This is a genomic window from Pedobacter duraquae (assembly GCF_004362245.1).
GTDB lineage: Bacteria > Bacteroidota > Bacteroidia > Sphingobacteriales > Sphingobacteriaceae > Pedobacter > Pedobacter duraquae.
In genome coordinates, this window is record NZ_SNWM01000008.1 from 21,953 (window position 1) to 46,434 (window position 24,482).

At 40.7% G+C, this 24,482-nt stretch carries 19 protein-coding genes; 12 read left to right on the forward strand and 7 right to left on the reverse strand.

Annotation, left to right across the window (positions count from 1 at the left end):
- The first annotated feature begins 6 nt into the window (after positions 1 to 6).
- Entirely contained in the window at positions 7 to 921 is a 915-nt protein-coding gene (locus CLV32_RS22560) for a glycosyltransferase family protein (protein ID WP_133559242.1), read from the forward strand.
- Between the two features lie 4 nt (positions 922 to 925).
- Here the strand turns inward: CLV32_RS22560 and CLV32_RS22565 are convergent, their stop codons facing one another.
- The 5 genes from CLV32_RS22565 to gmd (CLV32_RS22585) all read right to left on the reverse strand — a co-directional run bounded on the left by CLV32_RS22565 (position 926) and on the right by gmd (CLV32_RS22585) (position 6,687).
- Positions 926 to 2,470, reverse strand: a complete 1,545-nt coding sequence (locus tag CLV32_RS22565; RefSeq protein ID WP_133559243.1) for a capsule assembly Wzi family protein — start codon at positions 2,468 to 2,470, stop codon at positions 926 to 928.
- A 97-nt stretch (positions 2,471 to 2,567) separates the two neighbouring features.
- Positions 2,568 to 3,296, reverse strand: a complete 729-nt coding sequence (locus CLV32_RS22570; RefSeq protein WP_133559244.1) for a WecB/TagA/CpsF family glycosyltransferase — start codon at positions 3,294 to 3,296, stop codon at positions 2,568 to 2,570.
- Positions 3,297 to 3,333: 37 nt separating this feature from the next.
- Positions 3,334 to 4,446 carry a GDP-mannose 4,6-dehydratase gene (gene gmd, locus CLV32_RS22575; RefSeq protein ID WP_133559245.1) on the reverse strand — a complete coding sequence of 371 codons (1,113 nt, stop codon included), beginning with the start codon at positions 4,444 to 4,446 and terminating at the stop codon, positions 3,334 to 3,336.
- A 40-nt stretch (positions 4,447 to 4,486) separates the two neighbouring features.
- Positions 4,487 to 5,572: a mannose-1-phosphate guanylyltransferase gene (locus tag CLV32_RS22580; RefSeq protein ID WP_243732388.1), complete on the reverse strand. Its 1,086-nt coding sequence runs from the start codon at positions 5,570 to 5,572 to the stop codon at positions 4,487 to 4,489.
- Between the two features lie 2 nt (positions 5,573 to 5,574).
- Positions 5,575 to 6,687: a GDP-mannose 4,6-dehydratase gene (gmd, locus tag CLV32_RS22585; protein ID WP_133559245.1), complete on the reverse strand. Its 1,113-nt coding sequence runs from the start codon at positions 6,685 to 6,687 to the stop codon at positions 5,575 to 5,577.
- 266 nt (positions 6,688 to 6,953) lie between these two features.
- Between gmd (CLV32_RS22585) and CLV32_RS22590 the strand changes: the two genes are divergently transcribed.
- The 9 genes from CLV32_RS22590 to CLV32_RS22630 all read left to right on the forward strand — a co-directional run bounded on the left by CLV32_RS22590 (position 6,954) and on the right by CLV32_RS22630 (position 19,217).
- A complete protein-coding gene (locus CLV32_RS22590; RefSeq protein WP_133559246.1) occupies positions 6,954 to 8,354 on the forward strand; it encodes a UDP-glucose 6-dehydrogenase in 1,401 nt (466 codons plus the stop codon).
- 1 nt (position 8,355) lies between these two features.
- Positions 8,356 to 9,207, forward strand: a complete 852-nt coding sequence (gene rfbD, locus CLV32_RS22595) for a dTDP-4-dehydrorhamnose reductase (RefSeq protein WP_133559247.1) — start codon at positions 8,356 to 8,358, stop codon at positions 9,205 to 9,207.
- Between the two features lie 111 nt (positions 9,208 to 9,318).
- Complete coding sequence (locus CLV32_RS22600; RefSeq protein ID WP_133559248.1) at positions 9,319 to 10,710, forward strand: undecaprenyl-phosphate glucose phosphotransferase; 1,392 nt, start codon at positions 9,319 to 9,321, stop codon at positions 10,708 to 10,710.
- A 122-nt stretch (positions 10,711 to 10,832) separates the two neighbouring features.
- Positions 10,833 to 12,227, forward strand: coding sequence for an undecaprenyl-phosphate glucose phosphotransferase (locus CLV32_RS22605; protein WP_133559249.1), 1,395 nt, complete (start codon positions 10,833 to 10,835; stop codon positions 12,225 to 12,227).
- Positions 12,228 to 12,358: 131 nt separating this feature from the next.
- Positions 12,359 to 13,063, forward strand: coding sequence for a hypothetical protein (locus CLV32_RS22610; protein WP_133559250.1), 705 nt, complete (start codon positions 12,359 to 12,361; stop codon positions 13,061 to 13,063).
- A gap of 33 nt (positions 13,064 to 13,096) precedes the next feature.
- Positions 13,097 to 14,722 (forward strand): hypothetical protein, encoded by a 1,626-nt coding sequence (locus tag CLV32_RS22615; protein WP_133559251.1) that lies wholly within the window; start codon positions 13,097 to 13,099, stop codon positions 14,720 to 14,722.
- A 172-nt stretch (positions 14,723 to 14,894) separates the two neighbouring features.
- Positions 14,895 to 16,778, forward strand: coding sequence for a tetratricopeptide repeat-containing sensor histidine kinase (locus CLV32_RS22620; RefSeq protein WP_133559252.1), 1,884 nt, complete (start codon positions 14,895 to 14,897; stop codon positions 16,776 to 16,778).
- A 66-nt stretch (positions 16,779 to 16,844) separates the two neighbouring features.
- A complete protein-coding gene (locus CLV32_RS22625; protein ID WP_133559253.1) occupies positions 16,845 to 17,537 on the forward strand; it encodes an SGNH/GDSL hydrolase family protein in 693 nt (230 codons plus the stop codon).
- 6 nt (positions 17,538 to 17,543) lie between these two features.
- Positions 17,544 to 19,217, forward strand: a complete 1,674-nt coding sequence (locus CLV32_RS22630; RefSeq protein ID WP_243732389.1) for a gliding motility protein RemB — start codon at positions 17,544 to 17,546, stop codon at positions 19,215 to 19,217.
- Positions 19,218 to 19,223: 6 nt separating this feature from the next.
- On the opposite strand, the gene CLV32_RS22635 is transcribed toward CLV32_RS22630, so the two are convergent.
- Together CLV32_RS22635 and CLV32_RS22640 are read right to left on the reverse strand one after the other, a co-directional pair.
- Complete coding sequence (locus tag CLV32_RS22635) at positions 19,224 to 21,440, reverse strand: hypothetical protein (protein WP_133559254.1); 2,217 nt, start codon at positions 21,438 to 21,440, stop codon at positions 19,224 to 19,226.
- The gene (locus CLV32_RS22640; RefSeq protein ID WP_133559255.1) at positions 21,370 to 22,377 is read right to left on the reverse strand and encodes a hypothetical protein; all 1,008 of its coding nucleotides are present in this window, start codon (positions 22,375 to 22,377) and stop codon (positions 21,370 to 21,372) included. The genes CLV32_RS22635 and CLV32_RS22640 overlap by 71 nt, the downstream gene beginning before the upstream one ends.
- Positions 22,378 to 22,462: 85 nt before the next feature.
- Here CLV32_RS22640 and CLV32_RS22645 point away from each other — a divergent pair, with 85 nt between their 5' ends.
- Entirely contained in the window at positions 22,463 to 23,236 is a 774-nt protein-coding gene (locus CLV32_RS22645) for a hypothetical protein (RefSeq protein WP_133559256.1), read from the forward strand.
- Positions 23,237 to 23,256: 20 nt separating this feature from the next.
- On the forward strand, positions 23,257 to 24,474 hold the full coding sequence (locus CLV32_RS22650) for a hypothetical protein (protein WP_133559257.1): 1,218 nt from the start codon (positions 23,257 to 23,259) through the stop codon (positions 24,472 to 24,474).
- Positions 24,475 to 24,482: the final 8 nt, after the last annotated feature.

The following is a 24,482-nucleotide window of genomic DNA, read 5'->3' on the forward strand; positions in this document are numbered from 1 at the left end:
TACTTTATGTCAGATTTAGCTCCAATTTTATTGTTCACTTATAAGCGTTTAGATACTTTAAAGGCTGCCGTAACTGCTTTAAAGAAAAATGAGTTAGCAGCTCAAAGCGATCTTTTTATCTTTTCTGACGCAGCAAAGTCTGATCATGATCAACCTACTGTTCAAAAAGTGAGGGAATTTCTAAAGCAAATAGACGGCTTCAATAAGGTATCGATTTATGAATCCAGCAATAATAAGGGGCTTGCGCGCTCTATTATAGAGGGTGTCACAAAAGTAATTAATGATTATGGAAGGGCTATAGTTCTTGAAGATGATCTGCTGACTGTACCTAGTTTTTTGCAATTTACTAACCAGGCTTTATCATTTTATAAAGATCAAAGTAATGTTTATTCAATTAGTGGATATAATTATGATTTTAAAGTTCGAGAGAATGGGGTTTACGACAACTATTTTGTAACAAGAGGATGTTCTTGGGGATGGGCTACTTGGGCTGATAGGTGGAATAAAGTAGACTGGAATATTGCTAATTACTCAGATATAGAATCTGCTGCTTTTAAAAAATCGTTTAATAAGTCAGGAACAGATTTGACAAGTATGCTTCTCAAACAAAGGGACGGCTTGATAGATTCATGGGCAATTAGATGGTATTATAATCAATGGAAATTGAATGGATTGACGGTATACCCTGTCAGATCATTAATAGATAATCAAGGCTTTGATGATGATGCTACTCATACTAAAGTATTTAATAGATATAAGACCAATTTAATGGATTCACAGCTAACCAAATTTAATCTTGATCCTGTCGTTGCAATAGATAATTATTACCAAAAGTTGATGCAAGCTAAATTCTCAATCTTTACCAGGATATTTTGGGGTAAAGGAATGACTATACTTATGAAATTGAAAATGGTGAAATAGGGAATTATTGGAATTTTCTTATTATCTTAAATTGGATGCCAACCGAGTTATCCAATAGTTTTCCTCGATCAACCGCAGCGGCTGCACCAATGACATATCCTCTCGATACAGCAGTTTGAGCTTCGGCATACAATGAAATTTGATTTACAGGAATGAAGACATTTGTTGTATTTGGCGTATAATGCCCATTCCCGGACTTGCCATATATACTAGTTCCAAAGGTGCCAAAATTTTTGGAGTATGTTGCTTTTGTTATAACATCCCATTTTCCAATAGAACCACTCAAACCTCCATGGAAAGCCAAAACACGATTGTTTATGAAATAGTCCTGCGCGTTAGATGCTTGACCTTCCCTTGAATCTGCTTTTCTGGTGATTAATGGATTACCCATTCCTACGTTCTTGTAGGACCAACCTTGTTTGAAGTAGTAGTTATTGTAGTAATCTTCATCTCCTGATAAAGTTTTTACAGACCAGGGATAACCTGCTTGATTCTTGGTGTAAAAAAGTTCAAGTGTTGCTTTCTTAAACCTGAAAGTAGCAGTTTGATCTTCGAAATTTCTATTTTCAAAACTCACGCCGTTGAGGCCGTCAGCAATATTTCCTAGTTTAGAAAGTGCTCCAACATCGTAAAAGGACTGGCGATACAGAATGACCCTTACATTTTCGAAACTATATTCTGCACCAATATCTATAGAACCTAATTGATTTCCGATTTTAGACCTGGGTACTGCACCAGTTCCGTAAGTTTTTCCAGTCGCTACATAGAAAAATGTTTCTAATTTAGATAAGGTCAAAAAGGATCCATATGCGGCTTTTTGGTCATCCCAATATACTTGGTGATTAAATCCACCAAACAGATTTAATTTCCAATCTTCTTTACCAAATCTTACATATAAAGATTTTTGATGATAATAGCCTTGAGGAAAAGCGTCTTTCGAGGTTTTTATAGCTGGATTGTCGTAATTAGTTACAACATAGATATTTTTCTGCCCAAGCCAGCCGTGTACGAAGTTTCCTTTAAATGAGAACAGGCCGCTTAAAAAGGGTATCCGATAGTAATCTGGAATTGATACTTCAACTTTGGGGATACCTAACGCATTACCGGACACGGCAAAGTTTCCAGAACTCAGTGTAGTATCACCGTTATAGCCAGTTACATCTCTAGAACGCCCGGCTTTAAGTTGAAAAATTCCTAATTTCCCTTTTAAATAGGCTTCAATTATATTGAAATTTGAGTTTTTGCCAACGTTTGCTCTACCTTCTAATCCAAAAGCCCAATTAAATTCCCCCCTATTTCTCCTCGATCGATCATAGTCTTTGAACGCGCGTCCGATGAAGCTTCCAGATGCCCCGGATATGGGTATTGATCCATACTGGTTGGATCTTAGCCAAAATGGTACAGTGCTATTTGATGTATATCCTGCTTGAGACTCCAACTCGTACTTTATATCGTCAGTTTGGCCCTTCGTTTTTAATGTACCAGCCGTTAATAAAACTAGAGAAATCGCAAAGGTTCTTAGATATGTGGTCGCTGGTAATTTTAACATGTATGAAGTAATTTTGAATGGATATTTCGCAATATAGTCCGAATTACAAGATAAAAAGGAGAGTTAAGTCTATAATTACTAATTTAAACGACTTTGTCTAAAATTTAAATTTCTTTTTTAGTTTTTCTCTTGTTAATAAGAATAGAAAATGGCTATTAGTTTTGAAATACCTTTTGAATAGTCTGTTTGGTTCTTGCATTAACCTAAAAGACCACTCCAAACTATTATCTTGCATCCATTTTGGTGCCCTTTCCTGAAGTCCTACTAACACAGGTAAAGCACCACCTACACCAATCATTACTGCGGATATTTTTCCCTTCATTTGAGACATCCATGTCTCCTGCTTTGGGCATCCAAGAACAACAAAAACCATATTTGCTCCAGAGTCATTAATGTTTTTCGCAATCTCCAGTTTTTCATCGGCGTTTAACTCTCTGAAGGGTGGGGAATACATTCCCGCCACTCTCAATGCCGGGTATTTATCCTTTAAAAAATTGGCGGTGATATCGAGCATTTTTTGAGATCCTCCATAGAAGTATACCGAAGTCCCAGCTTTTGTTGATTCGGCCAGGAGACGAGGTAATAAACTCATTCCATCGATTCTTTGTTGCTGAACACCATATAGCATTTTGAAGCTTTTTGCAATTGGCATCCCGTCGGGAGTTACAATATTCGCATTGTTTACTATTTGTCTAAAATCTCTGGAATAATAGGTCTCTAATAGCATATGTACATTAGCTACGCAAACATATGAAGACTCCTTTATAGCGGCACATTCCATGATATCCTTAACCACCTGCTCATAGGTAGCTTTGGTTACGTTCATTGATATGATTCTTCTCTTTGGTAGCATTTGAACTATGTTATTCGAACTGATTTTTAATGAAATAACCTGCTTCTTTAAGCATTTTTTCTTTTTGAAAATGCTCAACGTCCGATGCCATCATTTCTTTTACTAATCCAGCAAGATCGTATTTAGGTTTCCAATCTAATTTCTCATTGCATTTAGTTGGATCTCCGATCAATAAATCTACTTCGGTAGGGCGGAAGTATTTCTTATCCACGGCTACAACTTCTTTACCAATTTCTACCTGGAAATCTGGATTGCTACAAGAAACAACAGTGGCACGTTCGTCAGCACCTTCACCGTTAAAAGCTAAAGTAATACCGACTTCAAGGAAAGCCATTTTAATGAAATCACGTACTGTTGTAGTAACTCCAGTTGCAATTACAAAATCCTCTGGTTTTTCTTGTTGTAAGATTAACCACATCGCTTCTACATAGTCTTTAGCGTGTCCCCAATCTCTGCGGGCATCAAGATTACCCAGGTACAATTTATCTTGAAGACCCAGCGCTATTTTAGAAGTACCGCGGGTAATTTTTCTAGTTACAAATGTTTCTCCACGTAATGGACTTTCATGGTTAAATAGAATCCCGTTACAAGCAAACATGCCGTAAGCTTCTCTGTAGTTTACTGTAATCCAATACGCGTACATTTTAGCTACAGCATACGGTGAACGTGGATAGAAAGGTGTAGTTTCTGATTGTGGAACAGCTTGAACCAATCCGTACAATTCTGAAGTTGAAGCCTGGTAGATTTTAGTTTTACCAATTAGACCAAGGATACGAACTGCCTCAAGGATTCTTAAAGTTCCGATTCCATCTGCATTTGCAGTATATTCAGGAGTATCGAAGCTTACCTGAACATGGCTCATGGCACCTAAATTGTAAATTTCATCTGGTTGAACCTGTTGGATGATTCTAATCAAGTTGGTAGAATCACTTAAATCGCCATAATGCAATACAAACTTCACATTAGCCTCATGTGGATCCTGATAAAGGTGATCAATACGGTCTGTATTGAATAATGAGCTACGGCGTTTAATGCCGTGAACTTCATAACCTTTTTTTAACAATAGGTCTGCCAAATAGGCGCCATCCTGACCAGTTATTCCTGTGATTAATGCTTTTTTCATAAAATTATTTGAGTGCTTGTAAGTTACTGTAATGTATATCTTAAATAAAACTGTCTCCGAATTCTAAGCTCATTCTTTTAACAACTTCCTTAATTTCCTGTTCGTCTTCTTTTGGATAGATCAAAAGGGCATTTCCTTCATCTACTACAATAAAATTGTCAAGGCCTTTAATTACCGCAAGTTTATTGTTTTGGATATGTATAATACTATTAGTGGTGTTGCTGATGTTAATCTGACTTGCAGACACGACATTATTTCCTTCAGTTCGGTCTGCAGCTTCATATAAAGAAGCCCAGGTTCCCAGATCTGACCATCCAAATTCGGCAGGTATAGTATAAACATTGTCTGCTTGTTCCATGATCGCGTAATCAATGGAAATGTTAGGAGAATTGGGATAATGCTCATCGATAAAGCTTTGTTCAGCCTCAGTATTATATACTGCCTGTCCAACCTCAAAGATACCAAATAATACTGGTGTATATTTTGCCAAAGCTTTTAAGATTGATTCTGCTTTCCAGATGAAAATTCCTGCGTTCCACACATATTTTCCTTCGTTAAGAAATTCTTGTGCAGTACTGAGGTTTGGTTTCTCAGTAAAGCGTTCTACTTTGAAAATGCCGTCGCCAGCATCTGCTCCATATTTGATGTAGCCATAACCCGTGTCTGGTCTGGTAGGTGAAATACCTAAAGTAACCAGTGAATCTGTTTGATCAGTATATGCAAGTGCTTGTTGAACCTTTTGTACAAAGATATCCTCGTAAAGGATAAAATGATCTGAAGGCGCAACGATCAAATTGGCGTCTGGATTTAATGCGGCTAATTTAAAAGAGGCGTAAGCTATACATGGAGCGGTGTTGTTTCTACTTGGCTCACAGATAACCTGCCCAGCTCCTAAACCCTTTAATTGCTCCAGTATAATACCCTGATATTGGCTATTGGTTACAATGTAGATGTTCTCTGCAGGGATAAATTTAGCAAACCTTTCATACGTTAACTGAAGTAACGACTTGCCGATACCTAATATATCTAAAAATTGCTTAGGATAATTGGTGCGACTTTTTGGCCAGAAACGGCTTCCAACGCCTCCGGCCATAATTAATGCGTATGTATTCTTGTATGAATCCATGTTTATTCGAACTGATTTTTAATGAAATAACCTGCTTCTTTCAGCATTTTCTCTTTTTGGAAATGCTCAACGTCCGATGCCATCATTTCTTTTACTAATCCAGCAAGATCGTATTTAGGTTTCCAATCTAATTTCTCATTGCATTTAGTTGGATCTCCGATCAATAAATCTACTTCGGTAGGGCGGAAGTACTTTTTATCAACAGCTACTACTTCTTTACCAATCTCAACCTGGAAATCTGGATTGCTGCAAGAAACAACAGTTGCACGCTCATCTGCACCTTCACCATTAAATGCAAGCGTAATACCGACTTCAAGGAAAGCCATTTTAATGAAATCACGTACGGTAGTAGTTACTCCTGTGGCGATTACAAAGTCTTCTGGTTTTTCTTGTTGTAGAATTAACCACATGGCTTCTACGTAATCCTTGGCATGGCCCCAGTCTCTACGGGCATCAAGGTTACCTAAATATAATTTATCTTGTAAGCCTAAAGCTATTTTAGAAGTACCACGGGTGATTTTTCTAGTTACAAAGGTTTCTCCACGTAATGGACTTTCGTGATTAAACAGGATACCGTTACATGCAAACATGCCATAAGCTTCTCTGTAGTTTACTGTAATCCAATACGCATACATCTTAGCCACTGCATAAGGTGAACGTGGATAAAACGGAGTTGTTTCCGATTGTGGAACAGCTTGTACCAATCCGTATAATTCTGAAGTTGATGCCTGGTAGATTTTCGTTTTGCCAATTAGACCAAGGATACGAACTGCCTCAAGAATTCTTAAAGTTCCGATACCGTCTGCATTAGCAGTATATTCAGGAGTATCAAAACTTACCTGTACATGGCTCATCGCACCCAGGTTGTAAATTTCATCAGGTTGAACTTGTTGTATAATTCTGATTAAATTGGTTGAATCACTTAAATCTCCATAATGCAACACAAATTTAACATTAGCCTCATGTGGATCCTGATAAAGGTGATCAATACGATCTGTATTAAATAATGAACTACGGCGTTTGATACCGTGAACTTCATAGCCTTTTTTTAACAATAGGTCTGCCAAATAGGCGCCATCCTGACCAGTAATCCCTGTGATTAATGCTTTTTTCATATATTTTTTTGTTTAAGTAATATCCTCGGGTAAAAATACCTCAATTAAATGTCAGCTTTAGGGTTGTAACAGTCCGGTTTTATAATACTGGAGTACATTGACCCGCTTATAAAGGTAAATAAGCTCACCTTTGCAGTACAAATATATCATTTCTCGAAGAATATTAACATTACATTAGTGTTAAATATACACCAAGTTCATTTTTATTCTTTTAACTTTGATAATCTTATAGATTCTGACTAATTTGACCCAAAAAAAACGCATTAATGAAGAACATAACTAAAATCTGCTGCATCGGTGCAGGATACGTTGGTGGCCCTACGATGGCTGTAATTGCAAATAAATGTCCACACATACAGGTTACTGTAGTGGATTTGAATGAGGCAAGGATTGCTGCCTGGAATGATGTGGATACTGATAATATTCCTGTATACGAACCGGGTCTTAGCGAAGTTGTTGCTGAAGCCAGAGGTAGGAACTTGTTTTTCTCTACTGCAGTTGACGATGCAATAGCAGAGGCGGATATGATCTTTATTTCGGTAAATACGCCGACCAAAACATATGGTGCCGGTAAAGGGATGGGTGCTGATTTAAAATATATTGAATTATGTGCACGTCAAATTGCACGTGTTTCAATGACTGATAAGATTATTGTAGAAAAATCTACCTTACCTGTTCGTACTGCAGAAGCAGTACGCGACATCTTGCATAATACAGGTAAAGGTGTTAAATTCCAGGTCCTTTCTAATCCAGAGTTTTTGGCGGAGGGTACTGCAGTGGCAGATTTATTCAATCCAGACAGAGTACTGATTGGTGGTGATTCTACAGAAGAAGGTCAAGAAGCTATTCAAGCTTTAGTTGATATCTATAACAATTGGATTCCTAGAGAGCGAATTCTGACTACTAATGTTTGGTCTTCAGAGTTATCTAAACTGGTTGCGAATGCATTTTTAGCACAAAGAATTTCTTCTATCAACTCAATTTCTGAGCTGTGTGAGAAAACTGAAGCTGATGTGAATGAAGTAGCAAGAGCAATTGGTACTGATAGCCGCATCGGATCGAAATTCCTTAAAGCTTCGGTTGGTTTTGGTGGATCATGTTTCCAAAAAGATATCCTCAACCTGGTGTACATTTCAAGAAGCTTTGGCTTACAAGAAGTCGCTGACTACTGGGAACAAGTAATTATTATGAACGATCATCAGAAAAAGCGTTTTGCTTTGAATATGATCAAAAGTTTATACAATACCATATCAGGTAAAAAAATCGCTTTCCTCGGTTGGGCATTTAAAAAAGATACTAATGATACGCGGGAATCAGCGGCAATTTATGTTGCAGATGAATTATTGAATGAACAGGCACGCATTAGAGTTTACGATCCTAAAGTGAATTCAGACCAAATTTTTGGCGATTTGAATTATCTGCAAACCCGTAAACCTGAGGAAAATGCATCGAATGTGAAGGTTTTTGAAGATCCCTATCGCGCTTGTGAAAATGCGCACGCCATCGCCATTTTAACTGAATGGGACGAATTCAAGGATTATGATTGGCAGCGCATTTATGATAGCATGTTAAAGCCGGCAAAAGTTTTTGATGGAAGAAATCTTTTAGATGCCGATAAATTAAGGAAAATCGGATTTAAAGTGCAGTCTATAGGAACAACCTCATAATATGAAAATATTAGTATTAGGTGCATCTGGTCAATTAGGTTCTTGCTTGAAAAAAGCAGGTAGCATTAGAAATTTTGACGGCTTAATTTTTCCAGAAGAAGCGGTAAGCAATATCCTGAATACTGAGGCTCTGGAACTCTTATTTGATTTGGAGAAACCGAACTTTGTGATTAATTGTGCCGCATATACCGCGGTAGATAAAGCAGAGGATGACGTAGATCTTTGCAGAAAAGTGAATAAAGATGGGCCGGGGATAATCGCGGGTTTATGCCAGGAAAATGGAGCTACGCTGATTCATGTATCTACTGATTTCGTTTTTGAAGGTAATACCGTTGATCTAGCCAAAGAAACCGATGTTGCGAATCCAATTAACATCTATGGTTTAACAAAGCTGGAGGGTGAGCAAGTTGTTGCCCAACAGTTAGCTGCACATTTTATCATCAGGACAAGTTGGCTATATTCCGAATTTGGGAATAACTTTGTTAAAACCATGCTGAAGCTTGGTGCTGATAGAGATGAACTAAGTGTTATTGCTGATCAGATTGGTACGCCAACTTATGCAGTTGATTTGGCAAACGCCATTCTTGATATCATTGAGTCTGGTAAGACTGAATACGGCATTTATCATTACAGCAATGAAGGAGTAACTTCCTGGTATGACTTTGCTAAGGGGATATTTGATATCAGTAAAACTGAAGTGAACGTTTTGCCAATACCAACTTCAGCTTATCCAACAAGAGCCGTAAGACCTAAGTTCTCAGTGATGGACAAAACTAAATATAAGACCACGTTTTCTATAACTATCCCGTATTGGCGGGATAGTTTAGAAAAATGTATCAGTCAGCTAGAATAAGCTTACTGATACATTTTTTAAATAATTGCAATAGATATTAAAATAATAACCACTATGAGCATTACTTAAGCATACTACCGAGTATTGATTAATTATCCTAATTAAGATACCATGCAGACCCGTTACTTATACCTTCTCAAATATATTCTACCAATTACCGATATCATCATGCTCAACATGATCTATATCGTTTCTTATTACCTTACAGAATACCTCGGTAAATCTGTCTCCTACGAATTATGGCAACATTACATTGTCGTTTGTAACCTAATCTGGATGTTTAATTCTGCTATTTTTGGCTTATATACTGAGTACGGTGCCCGCAGGCTTGAGCGGATTTACAGAGGGACTTACAAAAGCATTTTACTCCACGCCGTCCTGTTTGCTGTATACTTAATGTTAGCTAAAGATGTGGATTTTTCAAGGACATTTCTTCTGGTGTTTTACGGGCTACTAGTTATTGGTTTTCTTATAAATCGTTTCGTTGGCACGGCATTTCAATTTATCTTAGTCAATAAATTTCATGTAACGAAGAAGGTTGCCTTAATCGGTAATAGCGCGATGGGCAGCAGACTGGCACTTTATCTTACTAAACAGCGGAATATTGACTTTTATGGGTATTTAGATGAGCAAGCCAGTATTTATGATACTGAGTCAGGTAATTTGTCAGACATTACTATAGCTCAATTAGACCTTGCGGCTCAGAATGGTGTAAAGGACCTATATGTTTCAGTCGCTCCTGAACGAATGCCTGAGGTGAAGTCGCTTTTACAGGTGGCTGATGCGAAATTAATCCGACTCAAGTTTATCCCCGATTTAGAGGCTAAACTTGCCGCACCATACACCATTAGTTATATGGGAGGTGAATTCCCAATAATTACGCTTCGTCATGAGCCTCTGGAGAATATGGGGAATCGGTTTAAGAAAAGGGCTTTCGATTTTCTATTTAGCGGGTTTGTAATCGTGTTTATTTTAAGTTGGCTTTATCCATTAATTGCATTGCTAATTAAACTAGAGAATAAAGGACCAGTGTTGTTTAGGCAATTACGTAGCGGTAGAAATGATGAGCCGTTTTGGTGCCTCAAATTTAGAAGTATGAAAGTGAACGCCGACAGTGATAAGAAACAAGCAACCAAGGACGATGATCGGATAACTAAAATAGGTCGTTTCTTACGAAAAACCAGTTTAGACGAAATGCCACAATTTTTTAATGTATTTTATGGTAGCATGAGTGTGGTAGGGCCCAGACCCCATATGTTAAGCCATACAGAGGAGTACAAAGCAATAGTAAATAAGTTTATGGTTAGACATTTTGTAAAACCCGGTATTACTGGTTGGGCACAGGTAAATGGTTTTAGAGGTGAGACAAAACGTACCGCTGCAATGGAAAATAGAGTTGAGCATGACATTTGGTATATGGAAAATTGGAGTTCTATGCTGGACGTAAAAATTATATTTTTGACAGTAATAAATGCATTAAGAGGTGAGGATAATGCCTTTTAATCCAATATTATAATACTGGAGTAAATATTTCGTTACTTGTGGCTATATTAGCAGAACTTTGTCGCCTTGTTATCAATACTTAATAGAAGTAAAGACGACAGAGGGATCGCAAATAAATAACAATGACTCAGAAATACGCTGCCTGGTATAGAATATCAGGTATTTTATTGGATTTATTTCTGCTGAACCTTTCCGGTTTTATTGCTTATATATACATTTACCACTCAATACATTATGTTGGCTCTGCACATTTAAATATGTTGCATATTCTGGTAATCAATTTTGTCTGGTTCAACGTTACTCAATTAACACGTTTGTATCAAAACATGTTTATCAAGGATGCAATTCCTACTGTAAAAGAAGCACTCGGATCGTTATTACTTTTTGCTGGCTTTATTGTTTTTTTACTGTTAGTGCTTGATGAGTTAAATTTATCGCATAAATTGATATACTTAACCATGGCGATTTTTACGCCTATTTTCTTTGCATTCAAAATTGGATTTTTATTATTGAGAAGATCCCACAGGGCAAAAATGGTTAACTACACTCGGGTAGTAATTGTTGGAGCGGGTCCAGTTGGCAAAGAGCTTTACACCTTAATGCATAGTAAATTACACTCTGGATATCGTGTGGTTGGATTTTTTGATGATAAAGCTTCAGGAGAAATTGGCGATGCGTCAATTCTAGGGCGTGTAGATGAAGTTATGGCCTTTGTTAAGCGTTATAAAATTAAAGACATTTATTGCGCCCTGCCAGATCGGGCGATTGATAAAATTAATAAGTTAATGCGTGAAGCTGATCAGGCACTCATTCGGTTTAAGTTAGTGCCTGATGTTAAAGATTATTTTAAAAAGAACGTAAATGTACAGATGATGGGACATCTGCCTGTAATCAGTTCCAGGACTGAGCCATTGGAAATTCCTGGTAATCAGTTGTTAAAACGTGCTTTTGATGTGGTGTTCTCCTTATTCGTTATTATCTGTGTGATGAGTTGGTTGTTACCCATCATTGCAATATTAATCAAATTAGAAAGCAAAGGTCCTGTGTTTTTTATGCAAATACGTTCTGGAAAGGATAATAAGCCTTTTTATTGTTTTAAGTTCAGAAGCATGCGAACTAATAGTGATTCTGACAAATTACAGGCAACCAAAAACGATAGCAGGATTACCAAATTAGGTGCATTTATGCGGAAGACAAGCATAGATGAGCTGCCACAGTTTTTTAATGTATTACGGGGAGAAATGTCCGTGGTGGGCCCAAGGCCTCACATGTTACAGCATACTTCTCAGTATTCGGCAATTATAGATCAGTTTATGGTGCGGCACTTAGTTTTGCCCGGTATTACCGGTTGGGCGCAAGTAAGTGGTCATCGTGGAGAAACCAATGCTGAAGGAAGCATGGAGGCTAGAGTAAAAGCTGATATTTGGTACCTGGAAAATTGGTCACTTTTCTTGGATTTAAAGATTGCTTTTCTGACCGTCTGGCAGGTAATTGCGGGACATGAGAACGCATATTAAAAAAAAATCAATAAAAAATGGGTAAAAGACAGAAAATGATTAACTTAGCCCCGGGATATTAATGCGAATAGCAGCGATTGCTGTATTTATAAAAAAATAAACACTCTATTATTACATTCAACCCTTCGAACATGAAAAAAAGCTACAAATTTTTAGCCTTGAGTTTCCTAATCCTAATCTGTGCGCAGGTTAATGCTCAAGTGAAATCAGACTCCGTAAAAACACAAACTGGAACTAAGATTTATTTGTCTGCAACGGCAGCTACACAAGGATTCGGTTTAGATATTAAAGTTGCGCCAAGAGCTGACTTTGCCATTCGTGGTGGAGCAAGTATTCTGCCTATAGGTGGAACGCATGTTTACAGTGTCCGTTCTGAACCTACAGATGTTGCCTTAGATGGTAAATTAAACAATGCGCATATTATGTTGGATTGGCATCCATGGATCAACGGTTATGAGTGGTCTAAAAAAGTAGTTGTTACTGCTGGTGCTGGTTACTTCTGGGAAAATGGTGGTACAGCTACTGTGAGCTACCGTGGAACTTATAAATATGGCGATATCCTGATCCCTAGTTCTGACCTTGGTGTATTGATCGGTGATGTTAGATGGAACAAAGTGGCTCCTTACCTTGGTTTCGGTTTTGAGCAACCCTTCCCTAAACACAAATTCAACATTGGTTTTGCTGTAGGTACTTACTATATGGGTAAACCAGAAGCAACTTTAACGGGAACAAAATTCCTTGCTGCTAATACAAGCAACTCAGCGCAGTTTCAAGAAAACATGTCTTACTACCGCTTCTTACCGGTTGTTCAAATTAACTTAAATTTCCAATTATAATCCGCTCCGCGTCCTTAAAAAACAACCCTTCATATGAAAAAATTAATCTACAAATTAACCGCCCTGACAGTCCTCATTGGATTTGTGTTTAGTGGCTGCAGGAACCCTGCTTACGACATTAATGTCCTTTTTGATGCTGCTGTAATTCAGTACAAAGCTACCTTGATTTTATCAGATGCTGCCGGTGGTACTTTACCAACTACGGGTATTACCGCTACCATCACTGGAGCTGATGCTGCGAGTATCTATGATTTTTCAGGTACTAAAGCTGTTCCAGTAACGAATGGTATAATTACTTTAGGTGTAACTCCTAAAGATATCCCTACATCAGCTAAAACGTTAAGTTTTAACGTTGTGATTGCTGCTCCAGGTTATGACACCAGGACTATTCCAGTTTCAATCGCTTTAAATCAATTTGGTCAGATCATCGACATTCCGTTGTTGAAAACGGTAGTTCCTACACCTGCTTCTTCAGTTGTGTCTACTACTATCCCAGTTAATGCTGCTGGTGCAACAACTGCTCCCGTAACTTTCGCTACACCTTCAACTGGTAACGTACCACAACAAACGGCAATTACTGTTCCTGCAGGTGTATCTTTCAAAGATGCTGCTGGTACAACATTGATTGGTACAGTTACTGCTCAAGCAGTTAACTTTGATGCTTCAGATCCTGTTGCTCTTGCTTTATTCCCTGGTGGAGATTTAAGTGCCCCAAATGTTAAATTGGCTGATGGTACCACAGGATCAGCATTCTTCTATCCTGCTGGTTTTACTGATATCAATATGTATGTTGGTGGTGTAGCTGTGAGAAACTTCACTACGCCTATTACAATCGGAATGCAATTGGACGAAACTTTCAGACCACAAGCTACTGGTCAGCCGTTAGCTGTTGGAAACCAGATTGGTATCTACTCTTACAGAGATAATGCTTTCCAATTCGAAACTAATGCTACTGTAATTAGAGATGCTGCTGGTAAATTGGCTGTTAGTTTCCAAACAAACCACTTAACAGTATTTATTGCTGGTGATGTGGTTAAAACTGCAAACTGTAAACCTACGTCAGTTACTTTTAGTGCTGCATGGATGCAAACTGCTACTACGCCATTAACAGTTCAAATTTTGGATCCAAGAGATAACAGTATCTTAGATGAGCGTACTGTGTTGGTTAAAGATGGTGGTGTTGATATCTGGTCGGGTTTACCTCCAACTGCTTATAAATACAGGATAATCTGGCCAGCAACTGGTGCGACTTTATCAGAAGGTTCTGTGACCAATGGCTGCGACGGTACTGCTTATACGATTACTGTTGCTGCTCCAGGTACAGCTCCTGTTGTAAGTGTGAGTTTAATGTTGGGTGTAATTTGCCCAGGAAAAGGAATCATTTCAGTTCCTGACTTTGACTTGTTTTACAAGCCAGCTGGTTCTACTGCAGCTTATACTTTGCTAGGAACGGTTAAAAATGGTCAATTGAGATCGATCTTATTACAAGTTGGATCTGCTTATGATTTCAGAGCAAACTGGGGTACTCAAACTAAAACAGTTCTTAACAAAACTATCACATCTGCCGATTTATCGACTACTGTTGGTGACGGTGTGTATTTAGGTGATAAAAAACCAACTGCAAACAAAGCGTTACTAATCGAAGCTTGTAAAAACTAAAACAAGCTAGAATTTTATATAAGCCCTGGCCATTCAGCCAGGGCTTTTTTTGTGCATAATATTCCCATCTATTCATTTTACAACTTTTAGTTGTTAATAGTTGTTAAAATATTTTTTTGATGCATAGTCCCTTGTAATAGAAATGTTATCTTAGTACGACTTTATTAACCTCATGATCAAAACGTTCTACAGATTGTGCCTAACCAGCATGGTCCTTCTTGTGTGTTGTCTGCAAGCCTCGGCGCAGCTGCACGAATTTAGAAACCTGCAGCGGTCGCTCCAAGCGATTACAGATAGCAACAGGTATGTAGACGCCCTAAACCGGATGGCAATGCTTGCGCATTACCGCTACCGGGATACAACCCTTTTTTATGCATTAAAAGCAAAAGCGATCGCCGAAAGGCACAACTACGAGAAAGGGATAGCTGACGCCAGGAATAACGAAGGCATCTATTATCTTTCCTCCAACAACTACCTCTCTGCACGTTACTTTAACGAAGCGCTTTCCATATACCAGGAGCTTGGCGATAAGGAGAATGAGACCCAGTTGCTGATGAACCTCAGTGTGCTCTTGTTTACCAATAAAAATCAGAATGAAGCCCTAAAATATATTCGCCAGGCTTATAACCTCGGCAAAGACTTGCAACATGATTCTATCCAAAGTATTGTAATAACGGATATGTTAGCCATAGATCAGAAAATGGATGCTTCTGACCGGGATGCTTTATTTGCAAAAGGTAAAGCGATAGCCACGAAATACAGAGATACTGCCCTGCTGATTTCTTTCGCCAATAATGAAGGAACGCAGCTTTACAATGCTGGTAAAAAGAAAGAAGGACTGGAGCTTTTGCTCGCTTCAGTAAAGGATGCAGACCAAACGGGATCTGAATATATGAAAGTTGCCGCTTTCATGACTCTGGGAGAAATCATGTTCGACATGGGACGCGATGTTGATGGCATTTCTTATTATGAGCGTGCCTTAAAGATATCTACCGACTATGGTTACCCGGAGCGTTACCTGCAACTGGCCGAACGACTGTATAGCTACTATCGCGCTAAACACATGCCTGCCATGGCCTACGAATATGCGAATTTATTACTTGCTAAACGTGCCGAAATTAATGACGCTGCAAGTAAGGCAGGCTACAATTTTTTAACCTATGCGCTTCGCGAAAAACAGGTGGCCGACCTGGAATCGAAAGACCGATTCTGGAATACCGTCATGATCTTACTGCTGATCCTTTTTGTAGTAGTTATGGTTGTCGTGTTTTTTGCGTATCGTACTTTCCAGATTAAAAGAAGAAACATGCGGATTCAGGCTAAACTACATAAAGCCTCCTTAGCGCGTACGCAGGAACTGGAAGAAGTGGATCGTTTTAATACCATGCTAATCTCAGTAATTGCGCACGACATCAGGCAGCCTTTTAGTACGGTGCTCATGACTGCTGAAGTGTTTAATGAATCTATTGACGTGCTTACGGATGCAGAGAAAGTAAACATCATGGGGCAACTGAAAGAGACGGCACAGAAAAGCATGATGTTTATGGATGGCCTGCTCACCTGGATCAAATCTAAGAACAGTGGTTTTGAATACCAACCCGAGGAACTCCACGTGGCTGAGATGCTAGTGGAAGCCAATGCTTTTTTTGAATTGGAACAATGCCGTAAGTCGTTGAAGCTCGTTACAGAAGTTCCCCTGGATTTGGTGGTATTGGCACACCGCAATATGTTGTTGTTTGTGTTTAGGAACATCCTGAACAATGCGACCAAGTATGCACCGGAGCACTCGGCTATTGAAGTAGCAATTGCATTTACGGATGGGCATGTTTGTATCACCTTTGCCGATCACGGACCGGGGATGACGGCCGAGCAGCGTGCGGGCTTATTTAGGGCAATGGCCGATCAGGATGCTGCATCGGATAAGAAGGGCGCCGGACTGGCCTTGAGTGTGAGCTGGGAGATGATGCAGAAGATGCAGGGCAAGATCAGTGTAGATGCTGCTCCGGGAGGAGGTACGGTGTTCTGTGTGTTACTTCCGTATTTACACAGGCTATAAATTTCAAATCTACATTCGCTTTTTTCAAATATTCTATTATATTTGAATCAGGTCTAACGCCTCGTTATGAAAAAAAGAAATATTCTTTCTGTAGTAGCTCTGTTATTAACTGGTTTTTCTGGCTTTGGCCAAGATAAAGCAGATTGGCCTAACTTTGGACGCTATCGCGCAGCAAATGCGGCCTTACCTGCTCCAACGTCCTCAGAAAAAAGAGTGCTTTTTATGGGCGACTCGATTACTGATGGCTGGATCAGGAGTTCACCTGACTTTTTTAGTACTAATACATATATCGACCGCGGGATAAGCGGACAAACTACGCCGCAAATGTTGGTGCGTTTTAGGGCTGATGTTGTAGCGCTTAAACCTAAGGTCGTTGTATTTTTGTGCGGCATCAATGATATTGCTGGCAATACGGGTCCTTCATCTCTGGAGATGATTCAGGATAACATTGCCTCGATGTGCGAAATCGCCGTAGCTAATAAGATTAAAGTGGTACTCAGTTCTGTTTTGCCAGCAAACGCTTTCCCTTGGAACAAGAACGTGATGCCTGCAGATTCAGTAATCGCACTGAATGTTTGGATTAAAGCTTACGCTGCTCAAAACAAACATATTTACCTGAATTATTACGACGCATTAGTTGATGATAAGAAAGGCATGAAGCCAGAGTATGCCGCCGATGGGATTCATCCCACCAAGGCTGGATACAGCGTCATGGAGCCTCTTGCCCAGCAGGCTATCGCTGCGGCATTACGAAAATAATACCATATGAGATTACGCCGGGAGCGTGTTGAGAACGCCGAGAGCGTTAAGAGCGTTGAGAGCGTGACATGTATTTTTTTGCTATTGCTGGTACTTGGGCTTACAATTAGTGTGAACGCACAAGAGACGCCAAACCAGATTATGCCTTATTCCTATCAGTTTTATCAAAAGCTGAATCCGGAAGTGTACAGTCCGGAAACAAGGTTTCATAGCTCCATCAGGGGCTATTTTAGTGATGACCCACTGCTGCAGGAAAAGTATTATAACTTGATGAATGAGAATGTCGATCTGCGGGTACGCAGGTCGTGGTTGCGCAGGAAGCTGACTGACGAACATCTGCTAAACGCACATGGCGACGACTATGATTTTTATGCGGATCTGTTGCCCGATGGGCAGATAGGCAAGGAGTTTAAAGATGGTACGCAAACCTGGTTGAATAGCAGGGGTGCACAGGCTGGAGGAAGCGTTGGCGACCAGTTCTCTTTTTACATGAACTTTTTTGAGAACCAGAGTGTATTCAGTAATTACATGACCAGATTTATCGATAAAAATCAGGTGGTGCCGAGTGAGCTTCGCGGCAGGCTGGAACCTGATAAACGGATCAAAGACTGGACTTATGTAACGGCATTGCTTTCTTATACGCCTATTGAACACCTCAATATCGCGCTGGGCTACGACAAGAACTTTATTGGAGATGGCTATCGCTCGATGTTGCTTTCTGACAATGCTGCCAACTATACGTTTTTGCGTTTGCGGGCCAATCTGGGCAACGTAACCTATCAAACGATCTTTGCGTATATGCTGGATCCCGGTGCGGAGAAGCTGACGGAGGTGAGGAGCCTGGGCGATCGTGCTAAATGGGCAGCTATACATTATCTGGATTGGAATGCAACGGAGCGGTTTTCTTTTGGCTTTTTCCAGGCGGTAACCTGGGCCGATGCTTATCCTGAGGGGAAGCGCGGCTTCGATTTCAATTACATCCATCCGCTTATCTTTTTACGTCCCCTGGAAGGGGCAAACACCACCTCTCCGGATAAAATGCGGATAGGTTTTAATGCGAAGTATGAGGTGGCGGAAAACACAGCTGTTTACGGGCAGTTTATGTTTGATGAGTTTACGGCAAAAGAGTTCTTTTCTGGAAGTGGCTATTGGGCAAACAAGTCGGCCATACAGCTGGGTGTCCGTGGATCAAACCTCTTGCATATTGATAAACTGAACTACCTGTTGGAGTTTAATACTGCCCGGCCGTATACCTATGCGCATTATAACAGGGTATCCAACTACGCACAAATGAACCAGTCGTTGGCACATCCTTTAGGCGCTAACTTCAGGGAGTTTGTAAGTTTACTGAACTATAGTTTCGGCAGGTTTGATTTCCAGGCCCAGGCGTTATATGCGTTTTATGGTACCGATCCTGAAGGTTTTAATTATGGTGGCGATATTTTTAAGGATTACAATACCCATGTAAACAAGTATGGGAACTTTGTTGGTCAGGGGATAGCCACCAAGCTATACTTCGGCGAAGTCCGTGCCGCCTACGTGATCAATCCAAAATATAACCTGCGTGTGGAGCTGAGCGGGATTTACCGGAACGAAAAGAGTGCGGTAACTAACTTACAGACAAATTTGATTACTATCGGTTTGCGCAGTTCTTTCAGGAACTTATACCGCGATTTTTAATAGCCGCTACCTGATCTGGGCATTTATATAACTGCGGAAATACCCACACTCTGCTAATACTTCTTTGTAGTATGCGGTATGCTTAAACTTGTTTTTTAACAGTTGAAACCACTGGCCGGCAGGAGGAACTTCATCAGGCGATCCTTCCTTTCCAATAAAGCTGTTGTAGTAGGTATTGCGCTCGCATTTACTCAACAGAAAAACAGCACGGGCTTTTTGTTCTGCGGTTTTGGCGTTATTTAGAGCTATGCGATAATATTTAATGGCAAGGCGCTGTCTGATAAATAGTCCCTTGTATTCTTTGGGATAATCATCAGGAACGTAGCTATAGGTTCCGGTAATCTTGGTTTGAAAAAACTGGCGTGCCGTGCCGTAATGACTGAGGTTATAATAGGCACCGCCCAGCATCAACGCATTTTGGTATTGATTTTTGCCACTTCTTAAATTGGCTTTGAGTACACTGATTTTCTGTAAGAAGGTGCTTGCAGTATATTTATTAACTGGTGTTTCAAACTCACAATCGTGGCAATCGCTCAGTCGACTGTAAAAAGGATCAGCCAGCAAAACCTGATCTTTGAGGCCGGGTGCTTTCGCCATAAAGCGCATGGCCGAAGGTATATTTTCTTTATAGATGGCCAGTAGTGCCTGGTGGTAAAACAGATCCGGCGCAGTTAGCGGATAATAGCGCACCATGACTTTCTCAAACGGAGTTTTTACCCTTTTTATTAAGAGTTTTTCTGTGGAGTCTACCCGGATACTATCTACGTAATAGCGATCGACCTCGGTAAAGCAATTCGCTTTTAGTTTGTTGTTTTGTTTTAGATATAAGGTACCGATGGTTTGGGTAACTGCCGACAGGGCGTTGCTAAACCTAAGATTAGGCACAGACTTTTTATTGTCGCGGAGGTCGGCCAGCCAGTTCAGTGGTTCCACTAGTTTTTGTTCGGCAGCATAATCCAGTTTCTTGAGCTCGCGGACATCGAGCAGGGTCTTTAACAGTTTGTACTGTGCCTGCAGGTCAATATCTGCTGCGGGTAGTTCTGCCTTTGCTTTGGCGTACCAGGTTGCGGCAGCGCGATACTCTTTATTGAGGTAATGCAGATAACCTGCAGCAAGGTGCCAGTACAATGGTTTGGCCAGATCGGTACGGGTGGCGATCCGATCGACGAGGCGAATATCTTCAGTCAGACTGGTGTCTATGACATCGTTACTTCTTGCAGCGCTCTCGAGTTCATGGATGTTAATCATTCTGCTGAGCAGCAGATCCAATTTATCAGAGCGTGGATTAAGTTTAACGATCTCCTGCAAGGCGCGTGGTGCATCATATTGAATGCCCAGGAGATGCCATAAGGTAATCTTTTCTTCTGGGTTCTTAGCCAGCTTTAAAGTCTCATTCCAGTCGGCCTCTTCCTGCGGGTGGAAGCTCCATTGACTTGGCAGATACATCTGCCAGGTATAATTGTAGCAGAGGCTATAATGATAGTTGGCCTGCGCGTACCGTTTCTGTGCATATTCGGCGCCGGCCAGGTAGCCGAGGCTGCGGTAATACATCAGGTTACGGGGAAATTCCTGTTGATAGGTGTCAAATGCCTGTGCCGTCTTTTTTCCTGTTTTATCCCAGAAGAACTGATACCGCACGAGTTGGAACCATAGTCGCTGCCGGATAAAGGGATCTTTGGTGGCAGCAAGCGCATTGTTGAGCCGGTCTTCGAGGTTTATGGGTTCCGGTTTAGGCGATTGATGGTCAGTATCATACCAGTCGGGTTTGCTGAGACTATAAACCTCGCAATCTTTGGCAAGGGGCAGATAGTTGAAGAACATTTTGCCCTGCGCATTGAGGTTGGCAACGACTTCTGTTTTTACAGAGTCAATTTGTGTCTTGCTGGCTTTAAAGAGCAGGAATTGTAATTGCTGTGCGCTAAGCTGGCCGCCGAGGTAAGCAGACCATTCCTTTTCCATAGGCCCGGCAAAGCGGTCGATATTGTCAACAACTATGGCAGTGTCTGCATTGAGGTAATAGCTGTTGTAACTATCGTAGAAAAAGGGGCTGTATTTTTGGTCGACAAAAAACTCCGGAGCAAAAGACGAAGGATCATCGTAACCATAATCAGAGCAGGCCCAAACCACGCCGGCACAGGTAGAAAGTAATACACTAAAACCGATGAGTGATTGTATGGATCGCCTGGGGCGTAAATTCCGGCAAGCTGATAGTAGCCAATTCATAGTAGATGATTGTTCTTTTATGGAGTGGAGGTAGCTGATCTGCCAGTTGACCGGCTGCTTTTTGCAGTACCTCCATATTCGTTTCTTCTGGCTTAAAAATATCGTTTTTTTTGATGTAAACACCTTTCATGAAAAAATTAGTACGCGCACGGTAACCGGAGGTGATGTGCTCAAACAAATTGGAATCTGTTAATTCATTCCTGCTGATCTGGGTGTATACCTGGATTACTTTTCCATTGCGACTGTGGATGACCCAGGAAAACAGGGGTAGGGCCACATCCAGGGGTAAGGGGTAGGTGCTTAACCTGCCCAGATATTTGGCTGCATCCTGCTCATTAAAAATGGAGCTTCTGGATTGGCCTGAACTGATTTTGCCCATGTTGTAATACATCAGCACGCCTTTGTTTACTGGTGGGACGCCGGTACGTTCGCGGTATTTAACCTGATGGAGGCGGATGGTAGCTTGCAGACTATGTTTATTATACAGTTGAAAAGCCTTTAAAAAAGCAAAGTATTTGTCTTTGGTGGTATCCGTCCAGTCGCAATCTACCTGAACTGCCCGATAGGTGCAATTTGCCTTGGAAACCATCTGGGATATCAGGGTGCTGCATTTTTTTGCCAGACTGTCTGTTTCTGATGTTTGTAAGCGCTCAAAAACACGGTTGGTTATAAAGATTACCGGAGTCAGGTTTACGGTTTTTAAGTTGGCGGATATGCGGGTAACTGCATTTGGCTGGGCGTGATGTAACTGCTCGTCCCAGGTAACATCGAAAAACCGGAGGTAGAGGTTATTGTCGCCAGCTTTGGCTAACAGCTCTTTCTGTGTGCGATCTGGCTGATATACCGTTTTCCAATAATAAAAAGCTGCTGTTGGAGCTTCCTTATGCGTACAGGAAATACATAACAAAAACAGACAAAGGAACCAGGGTATTCTCATCGCGTCACAATAATAAGTATTTAGGATTTAATGTTGGCGCAAACGTTTTGTTGTAGTGGTTGTTTAACAGGTACAAACTATCGCTATGAAACGTCTCTACCAATTATCCCTGTTGCTGCTTTTGCTGAGTATAAAAAGTGTAGCGCAGCCTGCGGGCACGACTAACTTTTATACGGGTATTAAAGCTTATAATTTATCGGGCTTATGGCGGGCGGATCAGTTATTGTTGCTGAGTTTAAAGAAGTATGAAGCGTTCCCTGAGCCTTTGGGGATACTCGGCAAGAACCATCAGCGGTTTTACATTCATTATACTACTGTTACCAAAGACCAAAGCAACCCTTATGTATACCATGTGCAGGGGAAAACGCGGGTGGGCAATCAGGTGCGTACTTTTACGGGAACTTTAACCGTGAAACAAGCCGGGATATTTAAGGCGGGCAGCGCGTATGCGCCCGACACCTATAAAGGCTATAAGCGTGGGAAAATGATTTGCGCGCTGGCAATTGATGAAGATAAAAAGGCACCTGGAGCCGGTGTGATTCGCGGCGAGCTGACCACCGATTTTTGCATTGATAGCCGGAATCAACTACTTTATGACACCCTGGATTTTGGTATAGACGGTTATGGGAATAATCAATTTACCGGGAATAGGACTGCTTATGGCAATAATGTTGTGCAGCAACTTCAGTTTGGCGATATTACGATCACGGATTCGCCCTTTAGTGACGTAGATGGTATCACTGTTCCGCCGGAATATGAAAAATATGGCTGGCAAAACTATGTGAATGCGATATCCGATGATAACAGGCCGGCGTCTAAAGCTGCTATTGCCGAGGAGAGGCGCCAGTGGTGGAAATAAAGTTAGCATCTAATTAAAAAATGGCCAAAGATATCAAAGCAATACAGTGCCCTAAATGTGGTAGTGTTAACAAACAAGAAATTAAGCCTGAATTCTACAGATGTCAGAATTGCGGTACTGAATATTTCCTGGATAATGATGACAAGCATATTTATCACCACCATGAAAGGATAGCACCTGCGACACACTCTTTTGCGCCCACCAAATCAAAAACGCCCATTTATATTCTGTTGGGCATGGTGTTATTGATCGTGGTCGTTTATTTCGGGGGAATGGTGTTGAGGACGCAAAAAATAAGTTCCTATACTGATCCTGCACCTTATCAAATGCCGCGGTCTTATTACAACAGCTTTGTCTATACAAATACCGCAACCGGCGATCCGGTGTATTTGAGAATGGGCACTGATTATATTGACAAGGGGAACGATAAATCGGAGTTGGAGGTGCATGCGCAGTTTAATAATGTGCTGGATGGTAAACTGCTGTCAGACCACATCATCAAAAGTGGCAATCAGGGGAAAGACAATTGTTCCTTGAGCTTCCGGACTTTTGCGCCAGATCTGATTTTGGCCGTTGGTTGTAGCGACAGGCTATTTAAGATAGACACCAAGACTAATGAGCTGATTAATGTGACAAAAAGCATGTTTGCAGACTTTCCTGAGCTCGGCTCGGGCGTAGCGCGGATAGAGTTTGATTATACGAAGCCGATGATCAACATAATGACCAATGACGGCAAGAACTACAACTATTTTCCGCAAACGGGAAAATTGATCGCTGATGCTACGGAGGCCGATAAATATTGGAAAAGTACGTTTGACCGGCACGACTTCACCTTTGGTTATTTGGGTGATTACTTTGACGAGGGAAAGGAAAGTCAGTTGATTGAAAACAGTTATGTAGCTAAAACAAGATCAACACAGCGACGGAACCTGACACCGGGAAGGAAATATTTCAATCCTCAGATCCTACATCAGGATGGGAGTCATTTGCTGATTGTGGTAACCAGTACTGCTGCCACGAATTCGCCTATCATCGTACAAAGCATTAATGTGCAAACCGGAAAGTTGGAGTGGGCGCTACCCCCGGATAATTATACGCTGAGTTCGGCGAGTAAATGTAAGCAGGGCTTTGCCATTGAGTACCGTAAAGATGACGACGCCGATTATGTGCATGGGGCATTGGTGATATCTGAGGCCGGAAAATTGGTTCGTAACTATCAGCTTTCGCGTTTGGAATAGTTTTGTTG